The organism is Nocardia sp. alder85J, from assembly GCF_020176955.2.
Taxonomy (GTDB): Bacteria; Actinomycetota; Actinomycetes; order Mycobacteriales; family Mycobacteriaceae; genus Nocardia.
On the sequence record NZ_JAIUCZ020000002.1, the window covers coordinates 156,793 to 182,734 of the forward strand.

General features: G+C 70.0%; 23 protein-coding genes. 13 read left to right on the forward strand and 10 right to left on the reverse strand.

Going from position 1 to position 25,942, the window contains the following annotated elements; all coding sequences use genetic code 11:
* Positions 1-474 precede the first annotated feature (474 nt).
* From LBW94_RS07125 to LBW94_RS07150, 6 genes are all read left to right on the forward strand, one after another.
* A complete protein-coding gene (locus tag LBW94_RS07125; RefSeq protein ID WP_225057407.1) occupies positions 475-2,922 on the forward strand; it encodes an AAA family ATPase in 2,448 nt (815 codons plus the stop codon).
* Positions 2,907-3,296 (forward strand): hypothetical protein, encoded by a 390-nt coding sequence (locus LBW94_RS07130; protein ID WP_225057408.1) that lies wholly within the window; start codon positions 2,907-2,909, stop codon positions 3,294-3,296. Before LBW94_RS07125 ends, LBW94_RS07130 begins: the two co-directional genes overlap by 16 nt.
* 573 nt (positions 3,297-3,869) lie before the next feature.
* The gene (locus tag LBW94_RS07135) at positions 3,870-4,091 is read left to right on the forward strand and encodes a hypothetical protein (protein WP_225057409.1); all 222 of its coding nucleotides are present in this window, start codon (positions 3,870-3,872) and stop codon (positions 4,089-4,091) included.
* The gene (locus LBW94_RS07140; RefSeq protein ID WP_225057410.1) at positions 4,088-4,504 is read left to right on the forward strand and encodes a YchJ family protein; all 417 of its coding nucleotides are present in this window, start codon (positions 4,088-4,090) and stop codon (positions 4,502-4,504) included. Before LBW94_RS07135 ends, LBW94_RS07140 begins: the two co-directional genes overlap by 4 nt.
* A 124-nt stretch (positions 4,505-4,628) precedes the next feature.
* Complete coding sequence (locus LBW94_RS07145) at positions 4,629-4,901, forward strand: SelT/SelW/SelH family protein (protein ID WP_225057411.1); 273 nt, start codon at positions 4,629-4,631, stop codon at positions 4,899-4,901.
* A 287-nt stretch (positions 4,902-5,188) separates the two neighbouring features.
* Positions 5,189-6,772, forward strand: a complete 1,584-nt coding sequence (locus LBW94_RS07150) for a carboxylesterase/lipase family protein (protein WP_225057412.1) — start codon at positions 5,189-5,191, stop codon at positions 6,770-6,772.
* On the opposite strand, the gene LBW94_RS07155 is transcribed toward LBW94_RS07150, so the two are convergent.
* The 3 genes from LBW94_RS07155 to LBW94_RS07165 all read right to left on the reverse strand — a co-directional run bounded on the left by LBW94_RS07155 (position 6,765) and on the right by LBW94_RS07165 (position 10,285).
* Positions 6,765-8,072: a cytochrome P450 gene (locus LBW94_RS07155; protein ID WP_225057413.1), complete on the reverse strand. Its 1,308-nt coding sequence runs from the start codon at positions 8,070-8,072 to the stop codon at positions 6,765-6,767. The genes LBW94_RS07150 and LBW94_RS07155 overlap by 8 nt on opposite strands.
* Positions 8,073-8,162: 90 nt before the next feature.
* Entirely contained in the window at positions 8,163-8,888 is a 726-nt protein-coding gene (locus LBW94_RS07160; RefSeq protein WP_225057414.1) for a TIGR03089 family protein, read from the reverse strand.
* Positions 8,876-10,285, reverse strand: a complete 1,410-nt coding sequence (locus LBW94_RS07165; RefSeq protein WP_416276865.1) for an LCP family protein — start codon at positions 10,283-10,285, stop codon at positions 8,876-8,878. The genes LBW94_RS07160 and LBW94_RS07165 overlap by 13 nt, the downstream gene beginning before the upstream one ends.
* A 403-nt stretch (positions 10,286-10,688) precedes the next feature.
* On the opposite strand from LBW94_RS07165, the gene rfbD reads away from it, so the two are divergent.
* The 5 genes from rfbD to LBW94_RS07190 all read left to right on the forward strand — a co-directional run bounded on the left by rfbD (position 10,689) and on the right by LBW94_RS07190 (position 16,003).
* Positions 10,689-11,615 (forward strand): dTDP-4-dehydrorhamnose reductase, encoded by a 927-nt coding sequence (gene rfbD / locus LBW94_RS07170; RefSeq protein WP_416276854.1) that lies wholly within the window; start codon positions 10,689-10,691, stop codon positions 11,613-11,615.
* A 73-nt stretch (positions 11,616-11,688) separates the two neighbouring features.
* Entirely contained in the window at positions 11,689-12,582 is an 894-nt protein-coding gene (locus LBW94_RS07175) for a glycosyltransferase family 2 protein (RefSeq protein WP_225057415.1), read from the forward strand.
* Between the two features lie 63 nt (positions 12,583-12,645).
* Positions 12,646-13,740, forward strand: coding sequence for a sugar phosphate nucleotidyltransferase (locus LBW94_RS07180; RefSeq protein WP_225057416.1), 1,095 nt, complete (start codon positions 12,646-12,648; stop codon positions 13,738-13,740).
* 93 nt (positions 13,741-13,833) lie between these two features.
* Positions 13,834-14,409, forward strand: a complete 576-nt coding sequence (locus LBW94_RS07185; RefSeq protein WP_225057417.1) for a TetR/AcrR family transcriptional regulator — start codon at positions 13,834-13,836, stop codon at positions 14,407-14,409.
* A gap of 133 nt (positions 14,410-14,542) precedes the next feature.
* On the forward strand, positions 14,543-16,003 hold the full coding sequence (locus tag LBW94_RS07190; protein ID WP_225057418.1) for a phytoene desaturase family protein: 1,461 nt from the start codon (positions 14,543-14,545) through the stop codon (positions 16,001-16,003).
* Positions 16,004-16,273: 270 nt separating this feature from the next.
* Here the strand turns inward: LBW94_RS07190 and LBW94_RS07195 are convergent, their stop codons facing one another.
* The 7 genes from LBW94_RS07195 to LBW94_RS07225 all read right to left on the reverse strand — a co-directional run bounded on the left by LBW94_RS07195 (position 16,274) and on the right by LBW94_RS07225 (position 22,846).
* Positions 16,274-17,209 carry a cation diffusion facilitator family transporter gene (locus LBW94_RS07195; protein WP_225057419.1) on the reverse strand — a complete coding sequence of 312 codons (936 nt, stop codon included), beginning with the start codon at positions 17,207-17,209 and terminating at the stop codon, positions 16,274-16,276.
* A 129-nt stretch (positions 17,210-17,338) separates the two neighbouring features.
* Positions 17,339-18,586 carry a mannose-6-phosphate isomerase, class I gene (manA, locus tag LBW94_RS07200; protein WP_225057420.1) on the reverse strand — a complete coding sequence of 416 codons (1,248 nt, stop codon included), beginning with the start codon at positions 18,584-18,586 and terminating at the stop codon, positions 17,339-17,341.
* Positions 18,586-19,758 carry a tobH protein gene (locus LBW94_RS07205; RefSeq protein ID WP_225057421.1) on the reverse strand — a complete coding sequence of 391 codons (1,173 nt, stop codon included), beginning with the start codon at positions 19,756-19,758 and terminating at the stop codon, positions 18,586-18,588. Before LBW94_RS07205 ends, manA begins: the two co-directional genes overlap by 1 nt.
* A gap of 91 nt (positions 19,759-19,849) precedes the next feature.
* Positions 19,850-21,226 carry a phosphomannomutase/phosphoglucomutase gene (locus LBW94_RS07210; protein WP_225057422.1) on the reverse strand — a complete coding sequence of 459 codons (1,377 nt, stop codon included), beginning with the start codon at positions 21,224-21,226 and terminating at the stop codon, positions 19,850-19,852.
* Between the two features lie 370 nt (positions 21,227-21,596).
* A complete protein-coding gene (locus tag LBW94_RS07215; RefSeq protein ID WP_255634197.1) occupies positions 21,597-21,986 on the reverse strand; it encodes a DUF3499 domain-containing protein in 390 nt (129 codons plus the stop codon).
* Positions 21,987-22,067: 81 nt separating this feature from the next.
* A complete protein-coding gene (locus LBW94_RS07220; protein ID WP_225057424.1) occupies positions 22,068-22,544 on the reverse strand; it encodes a metallopeptidase family protein in 477 nt (158 codons plus the stop codon).
* A gap of 68 nt (positions 22,545-22,612) precedes the next feature.
* Entirely contained in the window at positions 22,613-22,846 is a 234-nt protein-coding gene (locus LBW94_RS07225) for a WhiB family transcriptional regulator (RefSeq protein ID WP_026343708.1), read from the reverse strand.
* Positions 22,847-23,483: 637 nt separating this feature from the next.
* Between LBW94_RS07225 and cofD the strand changes: the two genes are divergently transcribed.
* Both cofD and LBW94_RS07235 read left to right on the forward strand, forming a co-directional pair.
* Positions 23,484-24,497, forward strand: a complete 1,014-nt coding sequence (gene cofD / locus LBW94_RS07230; protein ID WP_225057425.1) for a 2-phospho-L-lactate transferase — start codon at positions 23,484-23,486, stop codon at positions 24,495-24,497.
* A gap of 52 nt (positions 24,498-24,549) precedes the next feature.
* Positions 24,550-25,917: a coenzyme F420-0:L-glutamate ligase gene (locus LBW94_RS07235; RefSeq protein WP_225057426.1), complete on the forward strand. Its 1,368-nt coding sequence runs from the start codon at positions 24,550-24,552 to the stop codon at positions 25,915-25,917.
* The last annotated feature ends 25 nt before the right edge of the window (positions 25,918-25,942 follow it).

Sequence of the window (25,942 nt, forward strand, 5' to 3'; positions counted from 1 at the left end):
CGGATTTGTATCCGAACCCACCGACAAGAATCGGGTACCGCGCGCCACGGCCGGTCCGAGGGATCCGCCACACGCTGATTGCTGATGAATTGCCATGGCACGGTGCGGGATTGGGTCCGTCAAGAACCCTTGCCGCGAAGAAGGTCTTCTGTCATTCTGTTCTGTTCGGTTCAGACCGGGCCACCCACTTCGGGTGCATTTCGTTGGAACTGCCCCGGCCGGGACGACCGAGGGGTGGACATCGGCCGGAACGGACCGATCGATGGCCATTAGCGTCCCGCCGGGCCGGTTCTTCGGATCGTGTTCTTCGGATCGCGCGGATCCGGCAGTGATCGGGTACCGTTCCCGCACAGCCTCGTTCCGTGAGCGAAGGAGTTCGCGATCGGCCGGACGGGAAACCGGCTCGGGGCGTGAGGACATGCAGGGCGTGGTGACACGCAAGGCAGCGGGCATGCAGGCAGAGGGAGTGGCCAGGTGGGGGATGTCCCGGACGATCCCGGGCGGGCCGCGCCGCGCCTGTTCGATCTGGTTTCGCGCCGTTTGGCAGCGGATTCGTCGATCACCGACGACGTCGCCCGCGCGGTGCTGGATGCGCTCGACATCTCATCCGGTGGGGCCGGCTCGGGCCCCGAGTACACGGGAATCTTCGTGCGCGCCATCCGGGTTCGCGGATTCCGCGGCATCGGCCCGGAAGCGGTGCTGGAGTTGCCGCCCGGCCCCGGGCTGACCTTGGTGGTGGGGCGCAACGGATCCGGCAAGTCGAGTTTCGCCGAGGCCGCCGAACTTGCTCTGACCGGCCACAATCGCCGTTGGTCGGGCCGTTCGTCGGTGTGGCGCGAAGGCTGGCGGAACCTGCACGACGGTGGCGAGTCCCGCATCGATCTGGAACTGACCGCCGCCGGCTCGGTCGGCGCGCTGACCGTGACGCGGCTGTGGCCCGGCGGTACCGACCTCGCGGACGGCGTCTGGACCGTCCAGCAGGACGGGCGGCCACCGGCCGATTTCGTGGCCGGGGACTGGGCACGGGCGCTCGAGCTGTACCGGCCGTTCCTGTCCTACAGCGAACTCGGCGCCCTCGTCGACGGCCGTCCCAGCGACCTGTTCGACGCGCTGCACCAGCTCCTCGGTCTCGACGATCTGACCGCGGCGCAGGAACGCACCCGGGCGCGGCGGCTGGAGTTGGAGCGTGCCGCGCGGCAGTGCAAGGACCAGCGCCAGGTCCTGCTCGGCGATCTCGAGGCCGTCGCGGATGAGCGCGCGGTGCGGGTTGCCGGATTATTGCGGGAATCGCATCAGGATCTGACGGAGATCGGCCGGGAACTGGCCGGCGCCCGGCACGACCCGGCCGGTGCGGCCGCATTGCAGGCCCTGCTGCGGTTGCGGCTGCCCGATGCCGCCGAGGTCGACGCGGCGGCCACGGTCCTGGACGAATGCCTTGCCAGGCTGGCCGCCCGCACGACCGGTGACACCGAGGCGGAACTGCGGGTCCTGGACCTGTTACAGCGCGCCCGGATCCACACCCATGCCGTCGGCGCGGCGCCGTGCCCGCTGTGCGGCCATGGCACGCTCGACCAGCAGTGGCAGCACGAAGCCGACGCGCAGATCGCGCGACTGACCGAGCGGGCCGCCGCGCTCACCGCGGCGCGCAGCGAGTTGGAAGCGGCGTTGCGCCGGGTGCGGGCGCTGGTGCAGCCGGTACCGGCGGAGCTGGACCCCTCGGCACTGGACGGGACCGGCGTCGAGACCGGCGCGGCGCGGTGGGCGTGGTCGGTTTGGACCACGGTGGTGGACGAGTCCTGCCCGCCCGGTCTGTCGTGCCGGGCCGCCGCGCGAGGTGATCGGCTGCGCAGTGCGCACGCCGACGCGGTCCGTTGCCTGGCCGCGCTGCACCGTTCGGCCCGTAAGGAATTGGACCGGCTCGACGCGGCCTGGATGCCGCTGGTGCCACGGATCGCCGCCTGGCTCCAGGACATGAGCGTGGTCGTCGCCGCCGAGCCGGAACTGCGGACGGTCAAACGGGCCGAGGAGTGGTTGAAATCGGCCTCGGCCGGGCTGCGCGACGAACGGATGGCGCCGCTGGCCGAGCACGCCCGGCGGATCTGGCGTGGTCTGCGGCAGCAGAGCAATGTGGATCTCGGCGTGGTCCGGTTGCAGGGCACCGCGGGCGCGACGCGCAAAGTACTGCTGGACGTCACCGTGGACGATGCCGGTGCCACCGCGCTCGGGGTGATGAGCCAGGGCGAACTGCACGCCCTGGGCTTGGCGTTGTTCCTGCCCCGGGCCACCGTGCCGGAGAGCCCGTTCGGCTTCGTCGTCATCGACGATCCCGTGCAGGCGATGGACCCGGCGAAGGTGGACGGCCTGGCGCAGGTGCTGGCCGCGGTCGCCCGCAGCGGCCGTCAGGTGGTGGTGTTCACCCACGACGAGCGGCTGGCCGAGGCGGTCCGCCGATTGCGTCTGGGGGCAACGGTTCTCGACGTCCAGCGCCGGGAGCGTTCGGTGGTCGAGGTGCGGGTGGGCCAGGATCCGGTGCGCCGCTACCTCGACGACGCGAACGCGCTGCTGCGCACCCGGCAACTGCCGAAGGCGATCGCCACCGAACTGGTCGTCACCTGCTGCCGGTCGGCGGTCGAGGCGGCCGCGCTGGCCCGGGCCCGCGCGCAACTGCTCGCCGACGGCGTCGATCATCGCGAGGTGCAGCGCCGGGTCGACGCGGCGCGCACCACCCGGGAGAAGGTCTCGCTGGCGGTGTTCGGCGAGCCGAACATGGTCGACGACCTCAACGACCTGCTGGACCGGGACGCACCCTGGGCGAAGTCGGTGCTCGGCGACGTCGCGGCCGGAGCGCACATCCGGATCGGCCGCAGCGGCAGCGAATTGTTGTCCGGCACCAAGAAATTGATCACGTGGCTGAACAGGTGACACCCACCGTGCCGGAGCGGCTCGCCGCCGCCGACGACCTGTTGCGCGGCGCGGTGACCGACGCCGGTGGCCTCTGGTCGCGGGCGACGGTGTGGATCCTGCGGATAACCCTGGAGCAGGCCATCGACCAATTGTGGCTGCGGGTGGCGCCGCCGCTGGCCCGATGCAGCATGCGGGCCCAACTGCTGGCCCTGGACGCCTACACCGGTCCGGAGACCGCGGCCCGGATCTCGGCGCTGTGGGCGGTGCTGTCGCGGGCCGGTCACCATCACGATTACGAGCTCGCCCCGACGGTCGAGGAATTGCGTGGTTGGTACGAGGACACCGTCCGCCTCGTCGATCTGCTCGAGGCTGTGCGTTCCGCCGCACGCTGAGTGTTCCGCCGCGCTGACAGCGCCCGGGCAAGCCCTGCGCAAATCGACTGTAATGTCCGATATTTCGGATATGAAGGATCGAAATATGGTGCCAAGACTGCGAATTCGCTGATGAGGAGGTCGCGGGACCGGTACCGTCCGAGACGCTGCGTCGTTTGCGGCACGAATGCGGTCGAACTCGAACGGGCATCGCGCTCGGATGAAGGAGGGCATCGTGGATTTCCTCAGCACGCTCAACCTGCTCGACACCGGGTCGGCCATGGCGGCCAACGGCACCACCGCGATGGTCAACGTCATGACGCTGCTGCGGATGTTCAGCGGCGCGTGACCTTCGGTAACCCGCGAGACCGGGCGGCCGCCGCACATTGCCGCCGCCCGGTCCCGTGCAATGAGACATGGCCTGGTCGGACCGTGGCGATCGACCCTGGCACGATCGAGCACAGGGACGATCGATCCGAAACGGGCAGGGCTGGAACTGATCCGGCCGGAACACGATGGAGCTTGAACTGATCCGGCCGGAACACGATTGAGCCGGAGCTGATCGGGCCGGAGCTGGCCGGGCCGCAGCTGACCGTGCGGGAACTGACCGAGCCGCAGCTGATCGGGCCGGAGCTGGCCGGGCCGCAGCTGACCGTGCGGGAACTGACCGAGGCGGAGGTGACTGTGCGGGAACTGATCGGGCCGGAGCGCGACCCCGCTCGAGCTGATCGAGCGGGAACTGATCGGGTCGGAGCGCGTCCCACGCTGGAGCTGATCGGGCCGGAGCTGATCAGACAACGGATAATCGAGCGATGACCAGCGCTGCGACCGGCTCGAATCCGAGCGATACCGACCGCTGCCCATGTCGCAGCGGTGATCTTTTCGGTGCCTGCTGCGGGCCGCGGCTGTCCGGTGCGACTCCGGCGCCGACGGCGGAGACTCTGATGCGGTCGCGGTACACCGCATTCGCGGTCGGCGACACCGACTACCTGTTGCGGTCCTGGCATCCCCGGACCCGCCCTCGTCGGCTGACCCTCGATCCCGATCAGCGCTGGCTGCTGCTGGAGGTGTTGCGGACCGAGCACGGCGGGCCGTTCGACGACACCGGCGTGGTGGAGTTCCGCGCCCATTACCGCGCAGCCGGCGGCCGGGGATCGCTGCACGAAGCCAGCCGGTTCAGCCGCGTCGAAGGGCGATGGGTGTACGTGGACGGCGACATCACCGAGTGATCGCTCGATCGCTGCGTGACGCCGGCGGGTGACCGGCTGCCGGTGGGGGCGTCGCCGTCCCGGGTGAGGGTTGCCGGTCTCGTTGCCGGTCGAAGCGCGGGCGCCGGGCCCGTAGGGTGCCGGTATGGCACGCGTGGCGATCGAATACTGCACCCAATGCCGCTGGCTGTTGCGCGCGGGCTGGATGGCGCAGGAACTGCTCAACACCTTCGGCACCGATCTGACCGAGGTCGCCCTCGTGCCCGGCAGTGGCGGTGTGTTCCGGATCACCGTGGACGGCGAGCAGATCTGGGAGCGCAAAGCGGACGGCGGCTTCCCCGAGGTCGCCGTGCTGAAGCAGCGTGTGCGGGACCGGGTCGCCCCGGACCGGGATCTGGGCCATATCGACCGGCCCTGACCGATCCTCGCGGTGGTGGGCCCGTGCTGCCCGGCGGAATGTGCGCACAGGTTGCGGAGATCGCGCGATATGTGATTTGCCTCACATAATACCTGGTTGTGAACGGTGACATGCAGCGAATGTGCTCGCGCCGAGCGCCGGTTGTGACCGCCCACCGGGTCGGGCAACTTGATCTCCGACGTACTCTCGATAGACAGGAGTTTGACGGCGGTCGACGGATCCGTGACCGACGGTGTCATTGCCAGGACGGGTCTCGACGAGCGTCGCATCGGGTGAGGAGGTGCGCGGTGAGCACTCAGTTCTTCGAGGCGGCGCCGGAGGCGGACCGGGACGGTTCGGATCCGATCGTGCGGACCACCGCCGGAGCGGTACGCGGATTCCGGGACGGAGCTGTCGACATCTGGCGCAGCGTCCCTTACGCTGCCCCGCCCACCGGTGAATTGCGTTTCCGCCGCCCACGCCCGCCGGCTCGGTGGGACGGAGTGCGTGATTGCACCGAATTCGGTGAGATCGCCCCGCAGACGATGGGCAACACCGTGCCGATCGACCCGTCGTTGCGGATGGGTGAGGACTGCCTCTGGGTGAACGTCTGGGCCCCGGCCGCCGCGCGGCGCGAACGACTGGGCCCACGCCCGGTGATGGTGTGGCTGCACGGTGGTGCCTACTGTCTCGGCACCGCGGCCCAGGCCATCTACGACGGGCACAAGCTGGTGGAGACCGGCGACGTGATCGTGGTCGGGATCAACTACCGCATCGGTGCGCTGGGCTTCCTCGATCTGACCTCGCTCGGGCCCGACTTCGTCCCCAATCTCGGCCTGCACGACCAGATCGCGGCGCTGGAATGGGTGCAGGAGAATATCGCCGGCTTCGGCGGAGATCCGGACAATGTGACCATCTTCGGCGAATCGTCCGGCGCCGGATGCGTCACCGCGCTGCTGACCTCGCCCGCGGCCACCGGCCTGTTCCATCGGGCCATCGCGCAGAGTCCGCCCGCGACGACCGTGTTCGGACCGGCGCACGGGGTCGCGATGGCACAGCGATTCCTGGAACTCATGGAACTGCCAGTCGCGCGCGCCGCGGAACTGTGGGACTGCCCGATCGAGCGGATCGTGGACGCCGCCGGAGTCCTGCTGGACGAGGTGCCGATGCAGTCGCCCGGCCGGCTCGCCGCGGCCCCGGTGGTCGACGGTGACCTGCTGCCCACGTACCCGACGGATGTCTTCCAGGTGGGCGGTTCGCATCGAGTGCCGCTGATCATCGGCACCAACCGCGACGAGGCGTCGCTGTTCCGACTGTTCCGCTCGCCCATCATGCCGGTCACGCCCGAGGCGGTGAACGCGATGCTGGCCGCCATCGCCGAGGAGCATCCGACGCTGTCCGCGCACCGGATCGCCGAGATCACCTCCGCCTACCCGGATCTGGCGAAATCCCGTGGGGCGCTGGCGATGTCGACCGATGCCGCGTTCCGGATGCCCGCCCATTGGGTCGCCGACGCGCATTCGCGGCACAGCCGGACCTGGATGTATCGGTTCGATCAGGCCACGCCGATGCTGAAGGCGGCCCGGGTCGGTGCCGGGCATGCCACCGAATTGCCGTACGTATTCGGTAATTTCGGTTCGTTCAACCATGATCCGACCTTCTGGCTCGGCGGCCGCAAGGCCGCGATGGAGGTATCGGGACGGCTGATGCGCCGCTGGGTGGCCTTCGCCGAACACGGTGTGCCCGCAGCACTGGACGGCTCGAAACACTGGCCGCCGTATCACGAGTCCGAACGAACCACACTGCTGGTCGACGGTGTCGACCGGATCGTCGACGACCCCGATCACGACCTGCACACCGCCTGGGGTGACAAGGTCGTCGGCTTCAGCTGACGGTCGCGCGCTGCTCCGCTCGCCGGCCCAGCGCCACCGGCAACCTGCGGTAACCGTGCAGGGTGAACAGTTGCCGGCGCTCCGGGGCGCCGGCGAGCCGCAGATCGGGGAAGCGCCCGAACAGTGCCCGCAGCGCATGGGTGGCCTCCATGCGGGCCAGGCTGGCGCCGAGACAGGCGTGGATGCCGGTGGAGAAGGTCAGGTGCTCTTTGGCATTCGCGCGACCCACGTCGAAACGATCCGGATCGTCGAAGACCTTCGGATCACGGTTGGCCCCGGCTAGCGAGACCACGACCGTGGCGCCGCGCCGCAGTCGCACCCCGTCGATCTCCACCCCGTCGGTGATGGGCACCCGGGCCGTCGACTGGACGGGCGCATCGATGCGCAGCACCTCTTCGACCGCGTTCGGCCACAACTCGGGCTCAGCCCGCAGCCGGGCCAATTGCTCCGGATGGGACAGCAACTGAACGATTCCGTTGCCGATCAGATTGACCGTCGTCTCGAAACCGGCGCCCATCAGCAGGCTCGCGGTCGCCTTCAACTCGCTGTCGTTCAGCTCCCCCGCACCGACCAGGGCGGACAGCATGTCCTCGCCCGGCTCCCGGCGCAGCCGCGCCAGATGCTGATCGGCATAGCGGTCCATCTTCCCGATGGCGACGATCGCATCGCGCCAGACCGGCCACGGTAGGCCGATATCCAGCAGCGGTGTCATCCGGTCGCCCCAGTCCAGGAACAGATCACGAGAGTCGTCGGGGAATCCGAGCATCTCCGAGATGATCGCGATGGGCACCTGGGCGGCGAAGTCCGCGATCAGATCCGCATCGCCGTCGGACGGTAGTGCGTCGAGCAACTCCTCCGTGACCGATTCGACGCGCGCCTCCAGTCGGGCGATCGCGCGCGGGGTGAACGCCGAGGCCACCGGTCGTCGCATCCGGTTGTGCTCCGGTGGGTCGATCACGAGCATCGATGGTGGTTCGACCGGATTCGGTGGCACGGGGGCCTTCCGCACGATCCATGCCAACGGCCGCGGGATGTCGAATCCCTCGGCCGCGCGAGTGCCGAACCTGTTGTCGCGCAGGATGATCCGACTCAGCTCGTAGTCGGTGGTGGCCCAGGCCAGCGAGGACCGCGCCAACCGGCCCCGCTGCCGCAGCGATTCGATCAGCGGATAGGGATTCTCCAGCGCCGACGGTTCGGTCGTCAGCTGGGAGAGGGTATCGCCGCGCCGCGCCCACGCACGTAACGCGAACCGTGGCAAACCCTGTGCGGCGAGCCAACGCAACCAGTGATACGGCCCCATCCCTATCGCCCCCGTTCGTCGTCGATGTCGGTTCTCACCCTAGGCATCCGGGTCTCGCCGCAAAACGTGCTGCGGAAGGACTCCGGCCCCCTACCTGGGTAGGACACGCATCATCGTGACCCGCTCGCTGGCCCTGCGATGGTCCCGCTGCGCCGGATCGGCGTCGACCACCTGCACCAGCGACGCGCCCGAAGACCAGACCGCGAGCAGCCCGTCGATCAATTCCCCGGGCGTGCCCCACCCGCCCTCGGACAGCACCCGGTCGTCGGCGGTGAACCCTTGGCGCGCAGCGGATTTACGGGCACGGTTCAGGACCTCGGCGACCGGCAGACCGGACAGCGCCACCCCGGCCCCGCCGGGATGGAAGCGGTCCCCGTGGGTCCGCACGGCCGTCGCGAAATCGGTCAGCCCGACCGGCAATCCGCGCACCGGAGCACCCATCGGATCCAGCGACAGCACCGCCACCTCGGCGACCTCGGCCACGTCGTCGACCCGATCCAGGGTCACCAGCGCCAGTTCGGCGTCCGCGTCGGGTTGCAGCACCACCTCGACCCCGGCCCACCAGCAGCCCAGCAGCGCGGCGGCGGTCTGCCAGTGCGCCGGCAGCAGCACCGCCACCCGCGCGCCCGGGGTGAGACCGAATTCGTCCCGGAGCAGGTTCGCCGTCTTGGCCGCCCAATTGGCCAGGGTCAGCGCGGACAGTTCGATGCGGGCCCCGGTGCTGTCGTCGTAGTAGGTGATGCGCGGTCCACCCGGGTCGCGGGCGAGGATCGGGTCCAGCAGGGCCTCGGTGACGGTCTGGTTCAGTTCACGCATTTCGGTCCGTTCTGGCCGGCATCGATGGGTGGTCCGGGCGGCACCGGGACCGCCGTGCCGACGGCTCCGGACAGGTCGAACAGGCTGCCCGCCGCCGAGCCCGGCCCAGAATAGTCCGCCGTCAGCACCACCGTGACCGTGCCCTCGGGCAGCCCCGCGTCCGCCACCACGGGCAGATTGCCGAGGGCTTTCGCCACCGCCTTGGCCCGCCGGTCGCCGGCGTTACCGGACAGCACCCGGCTGCCGGGGATACCGCCGGCGATCCAGTTGTCCACGGTGCCGGTGCGGAAACCCTTGGTGGCCAACGCCTGTGCCACCTGACCGGCCAGGCCGCCGACGCCGCCGGCGTTGTAGACGTCCACGGTGACCGTCGACGGATCGACCGTGTCCGGGTCGGCCGGGCGGGTGTTCACCGTCGCCGCCACGTAGGACCGCACCGTGCCCGGATCCACCCGGACCACCGATTCGCCGTCGAAGGTGGTGCCGTTGATGTCCTGCACCGGGATGGTCTCGAATTTCACCTGCCCGGCCGACAGGTCCTCCAGCTGGTTCAGGAATTGCAGCACGTCCCAGTTGTCGTCGAGCACGATGGTGCGGCCGACCGCGTCACCGAGTTCCTGCAGACGTTTCGGATTCGCCAGGGTGCGCGCGCTGACCACCTGATGCACCAGCGAGGCCATGAACACCTGCTGCCGCACGATCCGGTCCAGATCGCCGCGCGGCAGCCGGTGGCGCTGGCGCACGAAGCTGAGCGCGTCGGCGCCGTCGAGCCGCTGCTGACCGGCGGGGAAGTCGGCGCCGGACATGGGCTCGTACACGGCGTTGTTCAGGCAGACGTCGACCCCGCCGACGGCATCGGTGAGCAGTACGAAGCCGAGCAGCCCCACCTCGGCGTAATGGTCCACGGTGATGCCGGTGAGGTTGGCGACGGTACGGATCAGCGCGCGCCGCCCGGCCTGATTGGCCTGCCGCTCGGCCTCGGCCTCCGCAACGCCCTGGCCGATCAGCTTGTCCATGGCGGCCGCCTTGGTCACGCCGTACGCCGAATTGATCTTGCCCATACCGATTCCGGGGATGTCCACATAGGAATCGCGGGGGATCGAGATCGCGGTGGCCGAGCGGCCGTCGTTGGGCACCCGGATCAGCACGATGGTGTCGGTGTTGGTGGCGCCGTCCTCGTCGCCGGCGTGCAGCATCGCCCGCTCGTCGGCGGTGAGCGGGTTGCCACGGGCGTCGGAGCGGCTGTCGATGCCGACCATGAGGATGTCGATCGCGCCGTCGGCGCCGCCGCCGAGCCCGAGGTTGCCGATCCGGGTGATGCCCGCGATCAGATTGCCGGTGTCGTGCCAGGCCAGCCCGGTGAGCGCGAAGACCAGCGCGGCGATCGCCGCCGCCACGATCCGGCCGGGCCGGCGGGACGCACGCGGCGGCCGCGGGCTGCGCAGCGGCCCCGATTCCCGGTCGCTGCGCAGCGGCCCCGATTCCCGGTCGCTGCGCAGCGGCCCGGAACCGAGGCCGCGCGACTCGCCCGCTGCCGATGCGGTATCACCGGGCGTCAGCACCGGTGCGCTTCCACTGTGCGGCAACAGTTTCTGCTCAGCGGCAACGTTGGTCGTCCCCTTTCCGGCCGTACGAGCCGGGCTCGGCCCGGATCTCGACCCTCGAAAACAGGCATACTCCCGGGATTCCGGCAATCCGGAATCCCGGCGAACCGCGCGTGGTATGGCTACCCCCTCCCCGACGAGGCTAACGAACGCGGCCGCGCGCGGGGTTCAACCGCGCCGTGCCAGACTTGCCCGCGTGACTTCCACACCCGTTCCCGCCGGCAACGCCGACAACTCGGCGGCCGCCGCGGCGTACCGGCTGCTGGTCACCGGGGCCAACGGGCAACTGGGCCGGGCGATCCGGGCGTGTTCGGGCGACGCGCCGACTGCCGAGCTACTGAGCCTCGGCCACGCCGATCTCGACATCACCGACGCGGCCGCGGTGCGGTCGCTGCTGCGGCCCGGCGACGTGGTCCTCAACGCCGCCGCGTACACCGCCGTCGACGCGGCCGAATCGGATGTCGCCGCGGCGTTCGCCGGCAACGAGACCGGCCCGGCCGTGCTGGCGGCCGGTTGCGCCGCGGTCGGCGCCCGGCTGATCCACCTCTCCACCGACTATGTCTTCGCGACGCCCGCGGGCCCGGATCCGCGCCCGTTCGAGCCGGGCGATCCGACCGGGCCGGAATCGGTCTACGGCTGTTCGAAACTGGCCGGTGAACAGGCGGTGCGACGGGCCGCGCCGGATGCGCACATCGTCCGGACGGCCTGGGTGTACACCGGCGAGCACGGCGATTTCGTCGCCACCATGCGACGGCTGGAACGCGAACGCGACACGGTGGACGTGGTCGATGACCAGATCGGCTCGCCCACCTATGCCGTGGATCTGGCGGCCGGACTGCTGGAACTGGCCGGTCGGGTCGCCCGCGGCGACCGCGCGCTGCCGCCGATCCTGCACCTCACCAACACCGGGCAGGCGAGTTGGTTCGAACTGGCCCGGGCGGTGTTCGCCGAGGCCGGCGCGGATGTGGACCGGGTGCGGCCGTGCGGTACCGCGGCCTTCCCCCGTCCGGCGCGGCGGCCCGCCTATTCGGTGCTGTCCGATCGGGTATGGGTCGAGGCGGGGCTGACACCGCTGCGGCATTGGCGGACCGCGCTGACGGCCGCGTCGGCCGGGATCCGGTGATCCGGCCGGGCGATTCGGTCAGGTGGCGTCCACCACCATCACAATTCGATGACAGCCGGTAGGCTGCATCGGCGTGAGCGCTTCGGAAACTGTCGGACGGCCCGCTGTGGTCGTGGTCACTGTGACCTATTCCCCCGGTGAGCACCTCGAGCACTTCATCAGCACGCTGGCCACGGCCGCGAGCGAGAAGCCGCAGGTGATCCTCGCCGACAACGGGTCGACCGACGGCACCCCGGAATTAGCCGCCGAATCCAACGAACACGTGCGGTTGCTGCGTACCGGCGGCAACATCGGCTACGGCGGTGCGATCAATCGCGCGGTGGCCGAGATCGATCCGGAGGTGGAGTTCGTCGTCCTCGCCAATCCGGACATCCGCTGGGGCGCCGACGCCATCGACGAGTTGCTGGCCGCCGCCGAGCGCTGGCCGCGGGCCGGTGCGGTGGGCCCGCTGGTTCGCGAGCCCGACGGCAGCGTCTACCCGTCCGCCCGATCGGTGCCGAATCTGCTCGACGGCGCCGGGCACGCGATCCTCGGCACGGTCTGGCCGTCGAATCCGTGGACCCGGCGCTATCGGCAGGAGAACGAGGAGATCTCCGAGCGTTCGGTCGGCTGGCTGTCGGGGTCGTGCCTGCTGGTACGCCGGGCCGCCTTCGACGCCATCGATGGATTCGACTCGCGATATTTCATGTACATGGAGGACGTCGATTTCGGCGACCGGATGGGCAAGGCCGGCTGGCACAATGTGTTTGTGCCGTCGGCGGAGGTCACGCACGCCAAGGGGCATGCGGCGGGTCGTCACCCGGAGATCATGCTGCCCGCCCATCACGCCTCGGCGTACCGTTTCCAGGCCGACCGGCATCCGCACTGGTGGCAGGCGCCGCTGCGGCTGGCATTGCGGCTCGGACTTGCCATTCGTTGCAGGCTTGCGGTTCGATCGGCGCTGCGCGAGCGCGACCGCGCGGCGTAGCGAAAGCGCGACGACATTTCTCGGCCACGCCGCGGCGTGACAGAACCTGAACAGGGGAGAGTAATGGCTGACGACCCGCTGGCGGTGGGCAATTCCACCGACGCGGTGATCCTGGTGGGTGGCCAGGGCACCCGGCTACGGCCGCTGACGATGTCGGCGCCCAAGCCGATGCTGCCGGTGGCCGGTCTGCCCTTCCTGCAACATCTGCTGGCCCGGATCGCGGACGCGGGCATCACCCATGTGGTGCTCGCGACGTCGTTCAAGGCCGAGGTGTTCGAGCAGCGCTTCGGTGACGGCGGCGAGTTCGGCCTGGACCTCGAATACGTCACCGAGAACGAGCCGCTGGGTACCGGTGGCGGTATCCGCAACGTGCTGCCCAGGCTGCGCGGTGACACCGTCATGGTCTTCAACGGCGATGTGCTCGGCGGCGCCGATCTGGGCGCGGTGCTCGACACGCACGTGGCCAGCCGCGCCGATGTCACCCTGCATCTGGTGCGGGTGAGCGATCCGCGGGCGTTCGGCTGTGTGCCGACCGACGACACGGGCCGGGTCACGGCCTTCCTGGAGAAGACCGAGGATCCGCCGACCGATCAGATCAACGCCGGGTGCTACGTGTTCCGGCGCGAGTACATCGAGAAGATCCCGTCCGGGCGGGCCGTGTCGGTGGAGCGTGAGGTGTTCCCCGCGCTGCTGGCCGAGGGTGCGCACGTCCAGGGCCACGTCGACAACTCCTACTGGCGTGACATGGGCACTCCGGAGGACTTCATCCGCGGCTCCGCGGATCTGGTCCGCGGTATCGCGCCCTCGCCGGCGTTGCCGGGGCAGCGGGGTGAATCGCTGGTGCATTCCGGCGCCGGGGTGGCGCCGGGCGCGCTGCTGATCGGCGGCACCGTCGTCGGCCGCGGGGCCGAGGTCGGGGCGGGCGCCCGGCTCGACGGCGCGGTGCTGTTCGACGGCGCGCGCGTGGAAGCCGGTGCGACGGTGGAACGTTCGATCATCGGTTTCGGCGCCCGCATCGGCCCGCGTGCCCTGATCCGGGATGCGGTGATCGGCGACGGCGCCAATATCGGCGCGCGGTGCGAGCTGCTCAGCGGCGCGCGGGTGTGGCCGGGAGTCGACCTCCCCGACGGCGGGTTGCGCTTCTCCAGCGACGTGTAGCCCGTCCGGCGGCGACATGGTCGGCGGGTGCCGGGCCGGGCCCCCGCACCCGCTGTGTATCGCTCGAATATCTAGCATCGCTAGTATGGGTGGGTGACCCCGCAGACACGCAAGGAACGCGAACGAGCGCAGCGACATCAGCGCATCATCGATGTCGCTCGTGAGCTGGCCGAATCCGATGGCTGGGATACCGTGACAGTGCGCCGTCTGGCCGATCGGATCGAATACAGCCAGCCGGTGCTGTACAGCCATTTCGCGGGCAAGCGCGCCATCGTGTCCGCGGTGGCGGTGGAAGGGATCGCCGAGCTGACCGACATCATGCGGGCGGCCCGGGTATCGGCCCCCACGCCCGAGGCCGCGATGGAGGCGGTGGCGCGGGCCTACCTGGATTTCGCGTCGGCGAGCCCGGCGCTGTACGACGCGATGTTCCTGATGGACACCGACCTGAATTTCGGGCTGGAGGCGCCGAAACCGTTGCGGGACGCGTTCGCCGAACTGGAGGCGCTGTTCCAGCCGCTGGTCGACGCCACCGCGTTGGGCGCCTACGCCGAGGTCTACTGGAGTCTGTTGCACGGGCTGGCGGCCCTGGATCGCGGCGGCCGGCTGCGCCCCGAACTGAAGGAACAGCGGCTCGCGGTCCTGATGCGATGGGCCCGCGCGTCGGGTTGAGGTGTCCTGGCGGAGGTCTTGTCGCCGGACTGTGGGGGTGCGAGAACGGGAACGGGGTGCGAGGTCCGACCACCCAGCGCGTTGCCGTACTCGACACGCGAGCCCGTCCGAGTCCGGGCGTACGGTGGTGCTCATGGTGGACGCGGTGGTGGTGGGAACCGGCCCGAACGGGCTTGCCGCAGCGGTGGTTCTGGCGCGGGCGGGGCTCGAGGTGGAGGTGTACGAGGCCGGTGACAGTGTCGGTGGGGGGTGCCGCACCGCCGAGCTGACCCTGCCCGGGTATCGGCACGATGTCTGCGCGGGGGCGCATCCGATGGCGGTGGCCTCCCCGTTCTTCCGGATGTTCGATCTGCCCGCGCGCGGGGTGGAGTTGCTGGTTCCCGAGGTGTCGTACGCGCATCCGCTGGACGGGGGAGTGGCAGGGCTGGCCTGGCGGGATCTGGACCGCGCCGTCGACGGGCTCGGGCGCGACGGCGCGGCCTGGCGTCGATTGTTCGCACCGCTGGTGTCGCGGTGGCCGGAGTTGGTGGCGTTGGCGATGTCGGATCTGCGGCATCCGCCCCTGGACCCCGGCATCGGCGTGCGCTTCGGCCGGCGGCTGCTGGAACAGTGTTCGCCGTTGTGGGGCCTACGTTTTCGGGACGAGATCGCGCCGGCGCTGCTCACCGGTGTGGCAGCGCACGCGATCGCGCCGCCGCGCGCGTTCGCGGCCGCGGGAGTGGCGCTGCTGCTCGGCTCGCTCGCCCATGCGGGCGGATGGCCGGTACCGCGCGGCGGCAGCCAGGCCATCGTCGATGCGCTCGCGGCCGAGGTGCGGCGGCTCGGCGGCCGGGTGCACACCGGCCGCCGGGTCGACTCGCTCGACGAATTCGCCGGCGCGCGAACGGTTCTGCTCGATATCGCCCCGGCCGAACTGCTGCGCGTGGCCGGTGATCGGCTGCCTCCGCGCTATGCCGCGGCCCTGCGCCGCTTCCGATACGGGGGAGCCGCCTGCAAGGTGGATTTCGCGCTGTCGGGTCCGGTGCCGTGGCGGGCGGACGGGTGTGATCGGGCCGGCACACTGCATCTGGTCGGTACCCGCGCCGAGGCCATCGCCGCCGAAAAGTCCGTCGCCGCAGGCGAACACGCGGAGCGCCCCTACGTGCTGGCGATCCAGCCCGGTGTGGTGGACCCGTCGCGGGCACCGGCCAGTGGGCACACCCTCTACACCTATGCCCACGTGCCGAACGGCTCGGATCGCGATCTCACCGCTACGGTGACCGCCCAGGTCGAACGCTTCGCACCCGGCTTCCGGGACCTGATCCTCGCCACCCATGTCCGTACCGCCGCCGCCATGCCGAGCTACAACGCCAACTACGTCGGCGGTGACATCTCGGCCGGAGCGATGACGTTCCGGCAGACCGTCTTCCGGCCGGCCCCGCGCTGGAATCCGTACGCCACCGGCCTGCCCGGCGTCTACCTGTGCTCCTCGGCCACCCCGCCCGGCCCGGGCGTGCACGGCATGTGCGGCCTGCACGCCGCCACCGCCGCCCTCCGCGAACGCTTCGGCCGCCACGCCGATTTCCCCGCCACCGAACCGGCCGCACCACGCTGACCACAGATACTCGCGATGCCGTACCGCAGCGACATACCTCCGCGCCCGGTCGTCGTGGGCACTCGACTCGGCTCGTCCGGTTTGCCGCGTCTGCGGCAACTCTCGGCTGCGCCGTCGTCGTCCGCTGATCGGATTGTCGTGCACCACCCGCATCGTTAAGCCGGGCTGCTTACCTGCCACCTGGCTCGTGGCCCGCAGGTTTCGGTGGAGGCCGCCCTTCGGTGAGGCCGACCGGTCGGCCGTAGCCGCGCTGCGGCTCGGCGACGAGGCTCAGCTGGAGGTACTGGCTTCGGGCTGGGTGCGGTAGAGGTCCGGCTCGAGATACATGAGGTCGACGCTGGGGACGGCGGCGCGGACTCGGGCCTCGGCGGCGTCGATGGCCTCGGCGATCTCGGTGATCCCGAGGCCGGGCACGATCGCCACCTTGGCCGCGACCATGAGTTCGTCCGGTCCCAGATATTCGGTGCGCACGTGGATGACGTGGTAGATGCGGGTGCCATCGACGAGGCTGTCGACGATTCGGCGGTATTCCTCGCCGACGGCTCCTTCGCCGATGAGCAGGCTCTTCATCTCCACGATCAGCAGGACGGCGATCGCGCCGAGCAGGAGGCCGATGCAGAGGGTGCCGATGCCGTCCCAGACCGGATTGCCGGTGAGCATGGTCAGCCCGATGGCGGCCAGCGCGATCACCAGGCCGACCAGGGCGCCGGAGTCCTCCAGCAGCACCACCGGCAGTTCAGGGTTGCGGGTGGTGCGGATGAAGCGCCACCAACTCCGATTGCCGCGCAGCGGCGCCGATTCGCGCACCGCGGTCGCGAAACTGAAGCCCTCCAGCACCACGGCCACCACCAGGATCACGATCGCCACGATCGGCGAGGTGAGATCCTCGGCGTGGGCGATCTTGTGGATGCCCTCGTAGATGCCGTACATCGCGCCCATGCTGAACAGCACCAGGGCGACCACGAAGGAGTAGAAGTACCGGTTACGGCCGTGCCCGAACTGGTGCAGCTTGGTGGGTTCCTGGCCGGCACGGTTCTGCCCCACCAGCAACAGCGCCTCGTTGCCGGTGTCGGCGAGGGAATGCACCGATTCGGCGAGCATCGAGCCGGAGCCGGTGATCATCGCACCCACGAACTTCGCCACGGCGATCCCGGCATTCGCGACAAGCGCCGCCAGGATCGCGGTTTTACTGCCGTCCGCCGACATACTGGTCCTTCCTCGAGCGGTCTGCCCGTTCATCCTGAACGATCTTGCGGCGGACCGCCGCGCACCCGCTCACCGCACCCGGCATCGAATCGGCGGGCGCCGGTGCCGGACCGGCGGGATGTGGCAGCCTCACGGCGCTCCCACGCAGGCGCAGAACAATTGAGCCGGTTCGGTGCTCGCCGCGGCACGGACGACGGTGTCCCCGGCCGAGATCCACGCGGCATTGCCGGAGGTGATCCGCAGGTCGTCCGTGCCCTGCCACAGCCGTACCTCGCCGGAGGTGCACAACAGGATGCCGGGACCGCTGTCCGGAATCGTCATCGGCGCGGCATGGGCGGCCAGTTCGAAACGACGCAGCGCGAATTCGGGTGCGGGAGTGCGATAGCGGAACGAGCAGGAACCGTCGGACGTGTGCTCGATCGGCTCCGGCTCGATGATCGGCAGTTCGTTCGGCTCGAAGTCCAGTACCCGCAGCAGTTCCGGTACGTCCACATGTTTCGGCGTCAGCCCGCCGCGCAGCACATTGTCGGAGTTGGCCATGATCTCGACCCCGATGCCGCGCAGGTAGGCGTGCAGATTACCGGCAGACAGGAACAGTCCCTGGCCGGGTTGCAAGGTGATCCGGTTCAGCAGCAGCGCCGCCAGCACCCCCGCGTCACCGGGATACGCCTCGGCCAGTTCCAGGGTGGTCCGGGCCTCGGCGGCGAACTCCTTGCCGCCACTGCGCGGCTCGGTCTTCTCGGACAGATAGCGTACGCAGCCGTCGAGCACCTTCGGCAGCAGCGCCGCCAGCGCCGTCTGCGGCAGCGTGATCCAGGTGGTGAACAGTGTGCGCAGCCCGGCCGAATCCGGCTGGGCGGCAAGCAGATCCGCGTACGGGCGTAGCGCGTCGACGCCGAGCGCGCGCAGCAGCGTGACGGTACGCACCGGTGGCCGGAAGCCCGCCAGCGCCTCGAACCGTTCCAGCGCCACCACCAGTTCCGGTTTGTGGTTCTCGTCGCGATAGTTGCGCATCGGCGAATCCAGCGGCACCCGCGTACGATTCTCGCGCTCGAAACCGGCCTGCGCCTGGACCGCACTGGGATGCGCCTGCAGCGACAGCGGCTCCTCCGCCGCCAGGATCTTCAACAGGAACGGCAACCGGCCACCGAAAGCCGGTGCCACCGGTCCCAATTCGTGTTGCGGATCGGCGCCGACCAGATCCAGCAGCGACCGCTTGTGCCCGTCCACGCATACGTGGGCCGGATCCGCCGGATGCGCGCCGAACCACAATTCGGCCTCCGGATGCGCCGAAGGAACGGGACGACCGCACAGTTGAGCGAGCGCGGTGCGTGAACCCCAGGCATAGGTACGCAGCGCACCGACGAGTTCGTGCACTAGTAATGGCCCCCGTCGTAGTGGGCAGGACGATCGGTGGAGATCGGTGGGCGACCGAGCAGGTGTAGGTAGACCGCCGCCATCTCGAGTCTGAGCACCAGTAGGGCCAAGTGTTCCAGCTCGTTGCCGCGACCGGGCGGGATCGGCTGCGATCCGGCCTGCGGCGCCTCGGCCTCGACCGTCACCAGATCGGCGTCGACCAGCCCGCCGGCCGAACCGAACACGGCCAGCCGCCGGTGTACCGCAACCTGATCGGACTCGGCGCTCACGGCGAACACCCGCACCCGCTGCACCGGCGCCGGGCCGTCCAGTTCCTCGTCGTGGAAGAGAGGATCGAAGCCGGGTGCCGCGGCGCCGCCGGCCGCCTCGGCGAGCCGGGTGTGACCGGCCACCACGACGGCGAGGTCGGCGGCGGTCGAGATCTGGCCCGCGGCCTGCAACAGCACCTCGGCCCCGTGCTCCGCGACCGTGGTGGCGGCGGGAGTGTCGCCCGCGAGCACGACGCGGTGGTCCCGCATGCGGGCGGCGAGCGTCTTCGCCGGATTGTGGAAGACCTCGTGCTGCGGCCCGTCGCGCAGCGCCTCGGCGTCCAGGGCGTCGGACAGCGCCTCCAGGTCGGGCAGCAGCGGCCCGCTGCGGCCGGGATCGATGGCGCCCATCACCGCGATGCCGACCGCCAGGTAACGCAGCAGCCGGTTGTGGTCCAGGACCGGCACCCGCGGCGGCAGCATCGCCGCACGACCGGCCGCGGCGGCCCGCATCGGGCCCTCGTCGGGTGCGGCCACGACCACCTCGGCGCCGCGGCGCAACGCCCGGTCGACCGCTTCCACCAACCGGGGATCGCCCGCGTCGTCACCGGCCACCAGCACCGCGTCCAGCGGGCCCACCCACGGCGGGACCGAGGTGGCGGGCACGATCGGCAACCCGGCGCTGTCGCCCAGACAGGCGACCAGCAGCGCGGCGGCCCGGGCGGCGCGCCCGGGCCCGGACACGATCACGAGGCTGCGCGGCCGCAGGTCCTGTAATCGGGTGAGGGCGTGCTCACCGACCGCCGCCGCGGTGGCGCGCACCTGCGCGCCTGCGGAGGCGGCGGAACGCAACAACCCTCCGGAATCGGCGGCCTCCAGTGAGGCGACGTCATCGAGGTCGAGTATCGGTGTCCCTGCGATCATCGGGCGTTGCCACCTCCCCTCAATCGGGTCACCAGGCCGGGGGATGTCGCTCTCCCGGGTGAATTCGGGCTCTGTGATTCCACTATTCCAGTCAGCCGCGGACGATGCTCAGGATCTCGGTTACGAGTGCGTCTACTTCCTCCGGCGACCGGGCTTCGACGTTGAGACGCAGCAGCGGCTCGGTGTTGGAGGCCCGAAGATTGAACCAGGCGTGGTCGGGCAGTTGCACCGTGACCCCGTCCAGCCGGTCGACGGAGGTGGCCCGGCCGTCGAATGCGGCCAGTACCGCCCGGGTCCGGTCCGACGCGTCGGCGACCGTGGAGTTGATCTCCCCGGAGGCGGCGTAACGGGAGTAGGCGGAGGCCAGCTGGGACATCGGCCGGTCGCCGCCACCGAGCGCGGCCAGCACGTGCAGCGCGGCCAGCATGCCGGAATCGGCTCCCCAGAAATCCCGGAAGTAGTAGTGCGCGGAATGCTCGCCGCCGAAGATGGCCCCCGTGGCGGCCATCTGCTGCTTGATGAAGGAGTGGCCCACCCGGGTGCGGACCGGATTGCCGCCCAGCTCGGTGACCAGCTCCGGCACCGCCTTGGAGGTGATCAGGTTGTGGATGACGGTCGCGCCCGGCTCCTTGGCCAGCTCCCGCTCCGCGACCAGCGCGGTGATCGCCGACGGCGGCACCGGCTCGCCCCGCTCGTCGACCACGAAGCAGCGGTCCGCGTCGCCGTCGAAGGCCAGGCCCAGGTCGGCGCCGGTCTCGCGGACGAACTTCTGCAGATCGACCAGATTCTTCGGATCCAGCGGGTTGGCCTCGTGGTTGGGGAAGGCGCCGTCGAGCTCGAAGTACAGCGGCTCGACGGTCAGCTGCGGCACCGCGGTGAGCACCGCGGGGACGGTGTAGCCACCCATGCCGTTGCCGGCGTCGACGGCGACCCGCAGCGGGCGGATCCCGCTCAGATCGACCAGTTTGCGCAGGAAACTGGCGTACGCCTCGAGCAGATGCTCCTCGGTCGCGGTGCCGTGCTCGCCCTCGAACGGCGGGACCCCGTCGATCAGTTCCTGTGTGATCGTGGCCAGTCCGGTGTCCTGGCCGACCGGCAGCGCATTGGCCCGGCACAGTTTGATGCCGTTGTAGCGAGCCGGATTGTGGCTGGCGGTGAACATGGCCCCCGGACAGCCGAGATGCCCGGAGGCGAAGTACAACTCGTCGGTGGACGCAAGCCCGATGTGGGTCACGTCGAGCCCCTGTGCGAGAACTCCCGCGGCGAAGGCCGCCGCCAGCACCGGCGACGATTCCCGCATATCGTGCCCGATCACGATCCGGCCCGCGCCCTCGTCGCGCATCAGCCGCGCGAACGAAGCCCCCACGTCGCGAACGAATTCCGTATCGATCTGCTCACCGACCACACCCCGGACGTCGTATGCCTTGACGACTGCTTTCACGGACTCGGCAGATCGGGCGACTGTCATGCCCCCACCCTAGTCGGAGCCCCGGTGCCCGGACCAACCGAGCTGACGGCCTCGGTGCTACGCCACCAGCGAACACAGACCTCATTCGTGATGAGGCAACAGACCGCGCGCCCGGTCGAGCGCACCGGTGGGCTGTGTTGTGCGACAACGGCTGCGGGGGTATGCGACAACGGCTGCGGAGGTGCGCGACAACGGCTGCGGGCCTTGTGCGACGACTTCTGATGCGAGTGCGCGGGAAACTCGGCGGCAGGTGCGGCAGTGCCCGCGGTCTCGCGTACCGATGGCCGGGTCGAGGGACGAGCCTGATGTTCGAGGCCACGCGGGCGACCGCGGTGGCGCCGGACGGGGCGAAATGCGCGCGGCGGCCGGATCAGTTGGGCGGATCGGGGAGAACGCGGAGGTGGCCACGGCGGCCGGTGCGGCCCGTACGGCTGCTGCGCTGCGCGGCCGGGGGACCCTCGGCGTAACCGCGCGGATCGGGTTCGGCTGTGCGCCTGCGCATCCCGGCCTCGCGGACCGCCTCGGCCAGCGCGGTCAGATCATCGTCGTCCGGGGAGCCGGTCGAGAAGCTGCCCTCGTGCCGGACCAGTTCCCAGCCCTTGGGGGCGGTGATCCGGGAGGCATGGGTCTCACACAGATCCCAGGAATGTGGTTCGGCGACGGTGGCCAGCGGCCCGACGACTGCCGTCGAGTCGGAGTACACATAGGTGAGCGTCGCTACGGCCGGGTTCTTGCAGCCTGGACGGCAGCAACGACGCATGGGGATCACGCCAAGGAGAGTAACCCCGCCCACGCCCACGCGCGTAGCAGACACGCGAACAGTGGCCGATCCTCGTTCGGTTCACTCCGCGCCGTCGATGACATCGGGGTCGACGCCGAGATAGGTGGCGATCTGCTGGACGAGCACCTCGCGCAGCAGATCGACGAGGTCGTCCGGATCGCTGGCCCGCAATTCGAGCGGTTTGCGGAACAGCACCACCCGGGCGCGGGTGGCGACACCGTGCCGGTCGACTCCGGCCGGTACCAGCCGGGACAGCGGCACCGGTCCGTCGGCCACCACCTCGTCCGGCCAGGTCACCGAATCCGGTTGCAGCGGGCGAATTTTCGGAACATCGTCGACGGCGATATCCAATTTGGTGAGCCGGTCGTGCCAGCGTCCGTCCAAAGGGGCGAACGCCTCCAGCACCAGCCGGTCGAACTGTTGTCCACGTGTGCGCCACGCCGGTACGGTCGGCGGCAGCATGGGCCCACGCACCCCACGCCCACGGCGGATCACCGATCGCGCCGTCGGCGGCCGCCGCTTCCGTGAACGAGTCATGACTCGAATCTAGTCAACGAGCGCCCCGCCGTGCCCAGTGCCACGGCGGGGCGGGAGTTCCGCGCTGATCAGATGATGCCGCGCTTGAGGCGACGGCGTTCGCGCTCCGACAACCCGCCCCAGATGCCGAACCGCTCGTCGTGCGCGAGCGCGTACTCGAGGCACTCGTCACGTACCTCACAGCCCATGCAGATCCGCTTCGCTTCGCGCGTGGAGCCGCCCTTCTCCGGGAAGAACGCCTCCGGATCGGTCTGGGCGCACAACGCGCGTTCCTGCCACTGCTCTTCGATCGTGTCGAACATCGCATCGAAATTGGTGACGACCAGGCTCAGCTTGGGGGGCTCCGGCTTGCGCTGGGTCCGCGCCCACTGCCCGCCCTGTGCCCAGATACCCGGCTGGTCTCGGTCCGAGAGGTGCTCCGGTCTATCCGTGAAGTGCTCCGGGGCGTCGTACTCCGGATCCACTCCGGCGGTCACCGAACGGTCCGTCTCTCGTTCGTAATTCCGGCTTTCGGCGCAGACAGGTGCTGCGCCTGTTGTGGAATCGGTTTGCGATACACCGCCCGGATACCCCGACGGGGCCAGCTCCTCGGCCATCGCTCCGCCTCCTCACTGTTCGTTAGCGCAGAATGATTTATCCGTCGGACCTCATCTGCCCACCGACGGCCCAACCCCGCGGTGTTGTCCCGCGGGTTCCCCGAGCCGGCCACTCCGATTCGAACGCGCGTTCGAAAGCTGGCCTGCGCCTAGCCGTCTCGCGCAGGCCCGGAATGACATGACTGTGATTAGACACGCCGGACGCGGCGATGGTCAAGCTGCCGACACAATTCCGTTACTATCCGCCGTCGCCTTCGCCTCGGTACGGTAACAGGAATCAGCAAATGACCGGCAAATATGCTCCGGAGCGTGACCCGCGTGTCACGGCATAGGCTGTGCGGCTGTGACACGAGAAGAAGCGGACTCGGGGCTCGCGGGCGGGCCTGCCGAGGGTAAAGCCCGGATTGCCGTGCTGGTCGGCGGAGTGGGTGGCGCGCGGTTCCTGCAGGGGGTGCGGGCCCTGCTGCCGGACGCGGACGTCACCGCCGTGGTGAACGTCGGCGACGACGTCTGGATGCACGGTCTGCGCATCTGTCCCGACCTGGACACCTGCATGTACACCCTCGGTGGCGGCATCGACACCGAGCGCGGCTGGGGCCGGGTCGGGGAGACCTGGCACGCCAAGGAGGAGCTGGCGAATTACCATGCCCAGCCGGATTGGTTCGGGCTCGGTGACCGCGATATCGCCACCCATCTCGTGCGCAGTGAAATGTTGCGCGCGGGATACCCGCTCTCGGCGGTCACCGAGGCGCTCTGCAACCGGTGGCAGCCGGGCGTGAAACTGCTGCCGGCAACGGACGACAGGTGCGAAACACATGTCGTCATCACCGACCCCGGCAACCCTGGCGAACGTAGCGCGATTCATTTCCAGGAGTGGTGGGTACGTTATCGGGCCGACGTCGAGACCCATGGATTCGTCACAATCGGGGCGGATCAGGCAAAGCCCGCCCCAGGTGTGACAGAAATCATAGATCAGGCGGACGCGGTCCTGCTGGCCCCTTCCAACCCCGTCGTGAGCATCGGCGCGATCCTCGCCGTGCCCGGTATCCGGGGCGCGCTGCGCACCACCCGGGCCAAGGTGGTCGCGCTGTCGCCGGTGATCGACGGCAAGCCGCTGCGCGGCATGGCCGACGAGTGTCTGTCGGTGATCGGGGTGGAGACCTCCGCCGAAGCGATCGGGCGGCACTACGGCGCCCGCTCGGACACCGGTATCCTCGACGGCTGGCTGGTGCACTCCACCGACAGCGCCGAAGTTCCCGGCGTCGAGGTGCGTAGCGTACCGCTGTTGATGACCGACCCGGACGCCACCGCCGAGATGGCACGGGAGGCACTGGATATCGCGGGGGTGAAGGCGTGAACGCCGGAAGGCGGGCGCCTCGTCCACGCCGGGAAAGGACAGCGTGAGTGGTGTGAGCGATTCGCTGGTGCTGCCCGCGGGCGGCGATCACGCGCCCGGTGGGGAGTTGCGCATCCTGCCGGTGACCGGGTTGCCGGAGTTCCGGCCGGGTGACGATCTCGCCGAACAGCTGGCCGCCCGGGCGCCGTGGCTGGCCGACGGTGACATCCTCGTGGTCACCAGCAAGATCGTCGCCAAGGTCGAGGGCCGGATCGTCGCCGCGCCGGACGATCCGGAGGAACGCGACGCGCTCCGGCGCGAACTGGTTCGCTCCGAGGCGGTGCGGGTGCTGGCCCAGAAGGGCCGGACGCTGATCACCGAGAACAAGATCGGCATCGTGCAGGCCGCGTCCGGCGTCGACGGCTCCAATGTCGAACGCGGTGAGCTGGTGCTGCTGCCCACCGATCCGGATGCCAGTGCCAAGGCGCTGCGGTCCGCGCTGGCCGATCGTCTCGGCGTCGACGTCGCGGTGGTCGTCACCGACACCATGGGCCGCGCCTGGCGCAACGGCCAGACCGATGCCGCCATCGGGGCCGCCGGCCTGCGGGTGCTGCACGACTACGCGGGCGCGGTCGACGGCCAGGGCAACGAGTTGTTCGTCACCCAGGTGGCCGTGGCCGACGAACTGGCCGCCGCCGCCGACCTGGCGAAGGGCAAGCTGGGCGGCGTCCCGGTGGCGGTCGTCCGCGGCCTCACTCCCTACGACGACGGTTCGCGCGCGGCCGATCTGCTGCGCGGCGGCGAGGACGATCTGTTCTGGCTGGGCACCGCCGAGGCGTTGGACCGCGGTCGTCGTGAGGCGCTGTTGTTGCGGCGCTCGGTGCGGCAGTTCGCCGACACCCCGGTCGATCCCGAGCTGATCCGGGCCGCCGTCGCGGACGCGCTGACCGCCCCGGCCCCGCACCACACCCGGCCGGTCCGGTTCGTCTGGGTCCGCGATCCGGCGCTGCGCACCCGCCTGCTGGAGACGATGGCCGACGCCTGGCGGACCGATCTCACCGGCGACGGACGCGCCCCCGACAATGTCGAACGCCGGGTCGCCCGCGGCCGCATCCTCTTCGATGCTCCCGAGGTGGTGATTCCGTTCTGTGTCCCGGACGGCGCTCACGACTATCCGGACGAGCGTCGCCGGGCCGCGGAATCCACCATGTTCACCGTCGCGGTGGGCGCCGCCGTCCAGGGGCTGCTGGTGGCGCTGGCCACGCGTGGCGTCGGCAGTTGCTGGATCGGCTCGACCATCTTCGCCGCGGAGGCCACCCGGGCCGTCCTCGGCCTGGAGGAGGAGTGGAACCCGTTGGGCGCCATCGCCATCGGTTACCCGACCGAGGACCTGGCCCCGCGCGCCCCGCGCGATCCCGGCTCGGGACTGGTCGAACTGTGAAGGGCGGCGGACTCTTTCGCGAGCC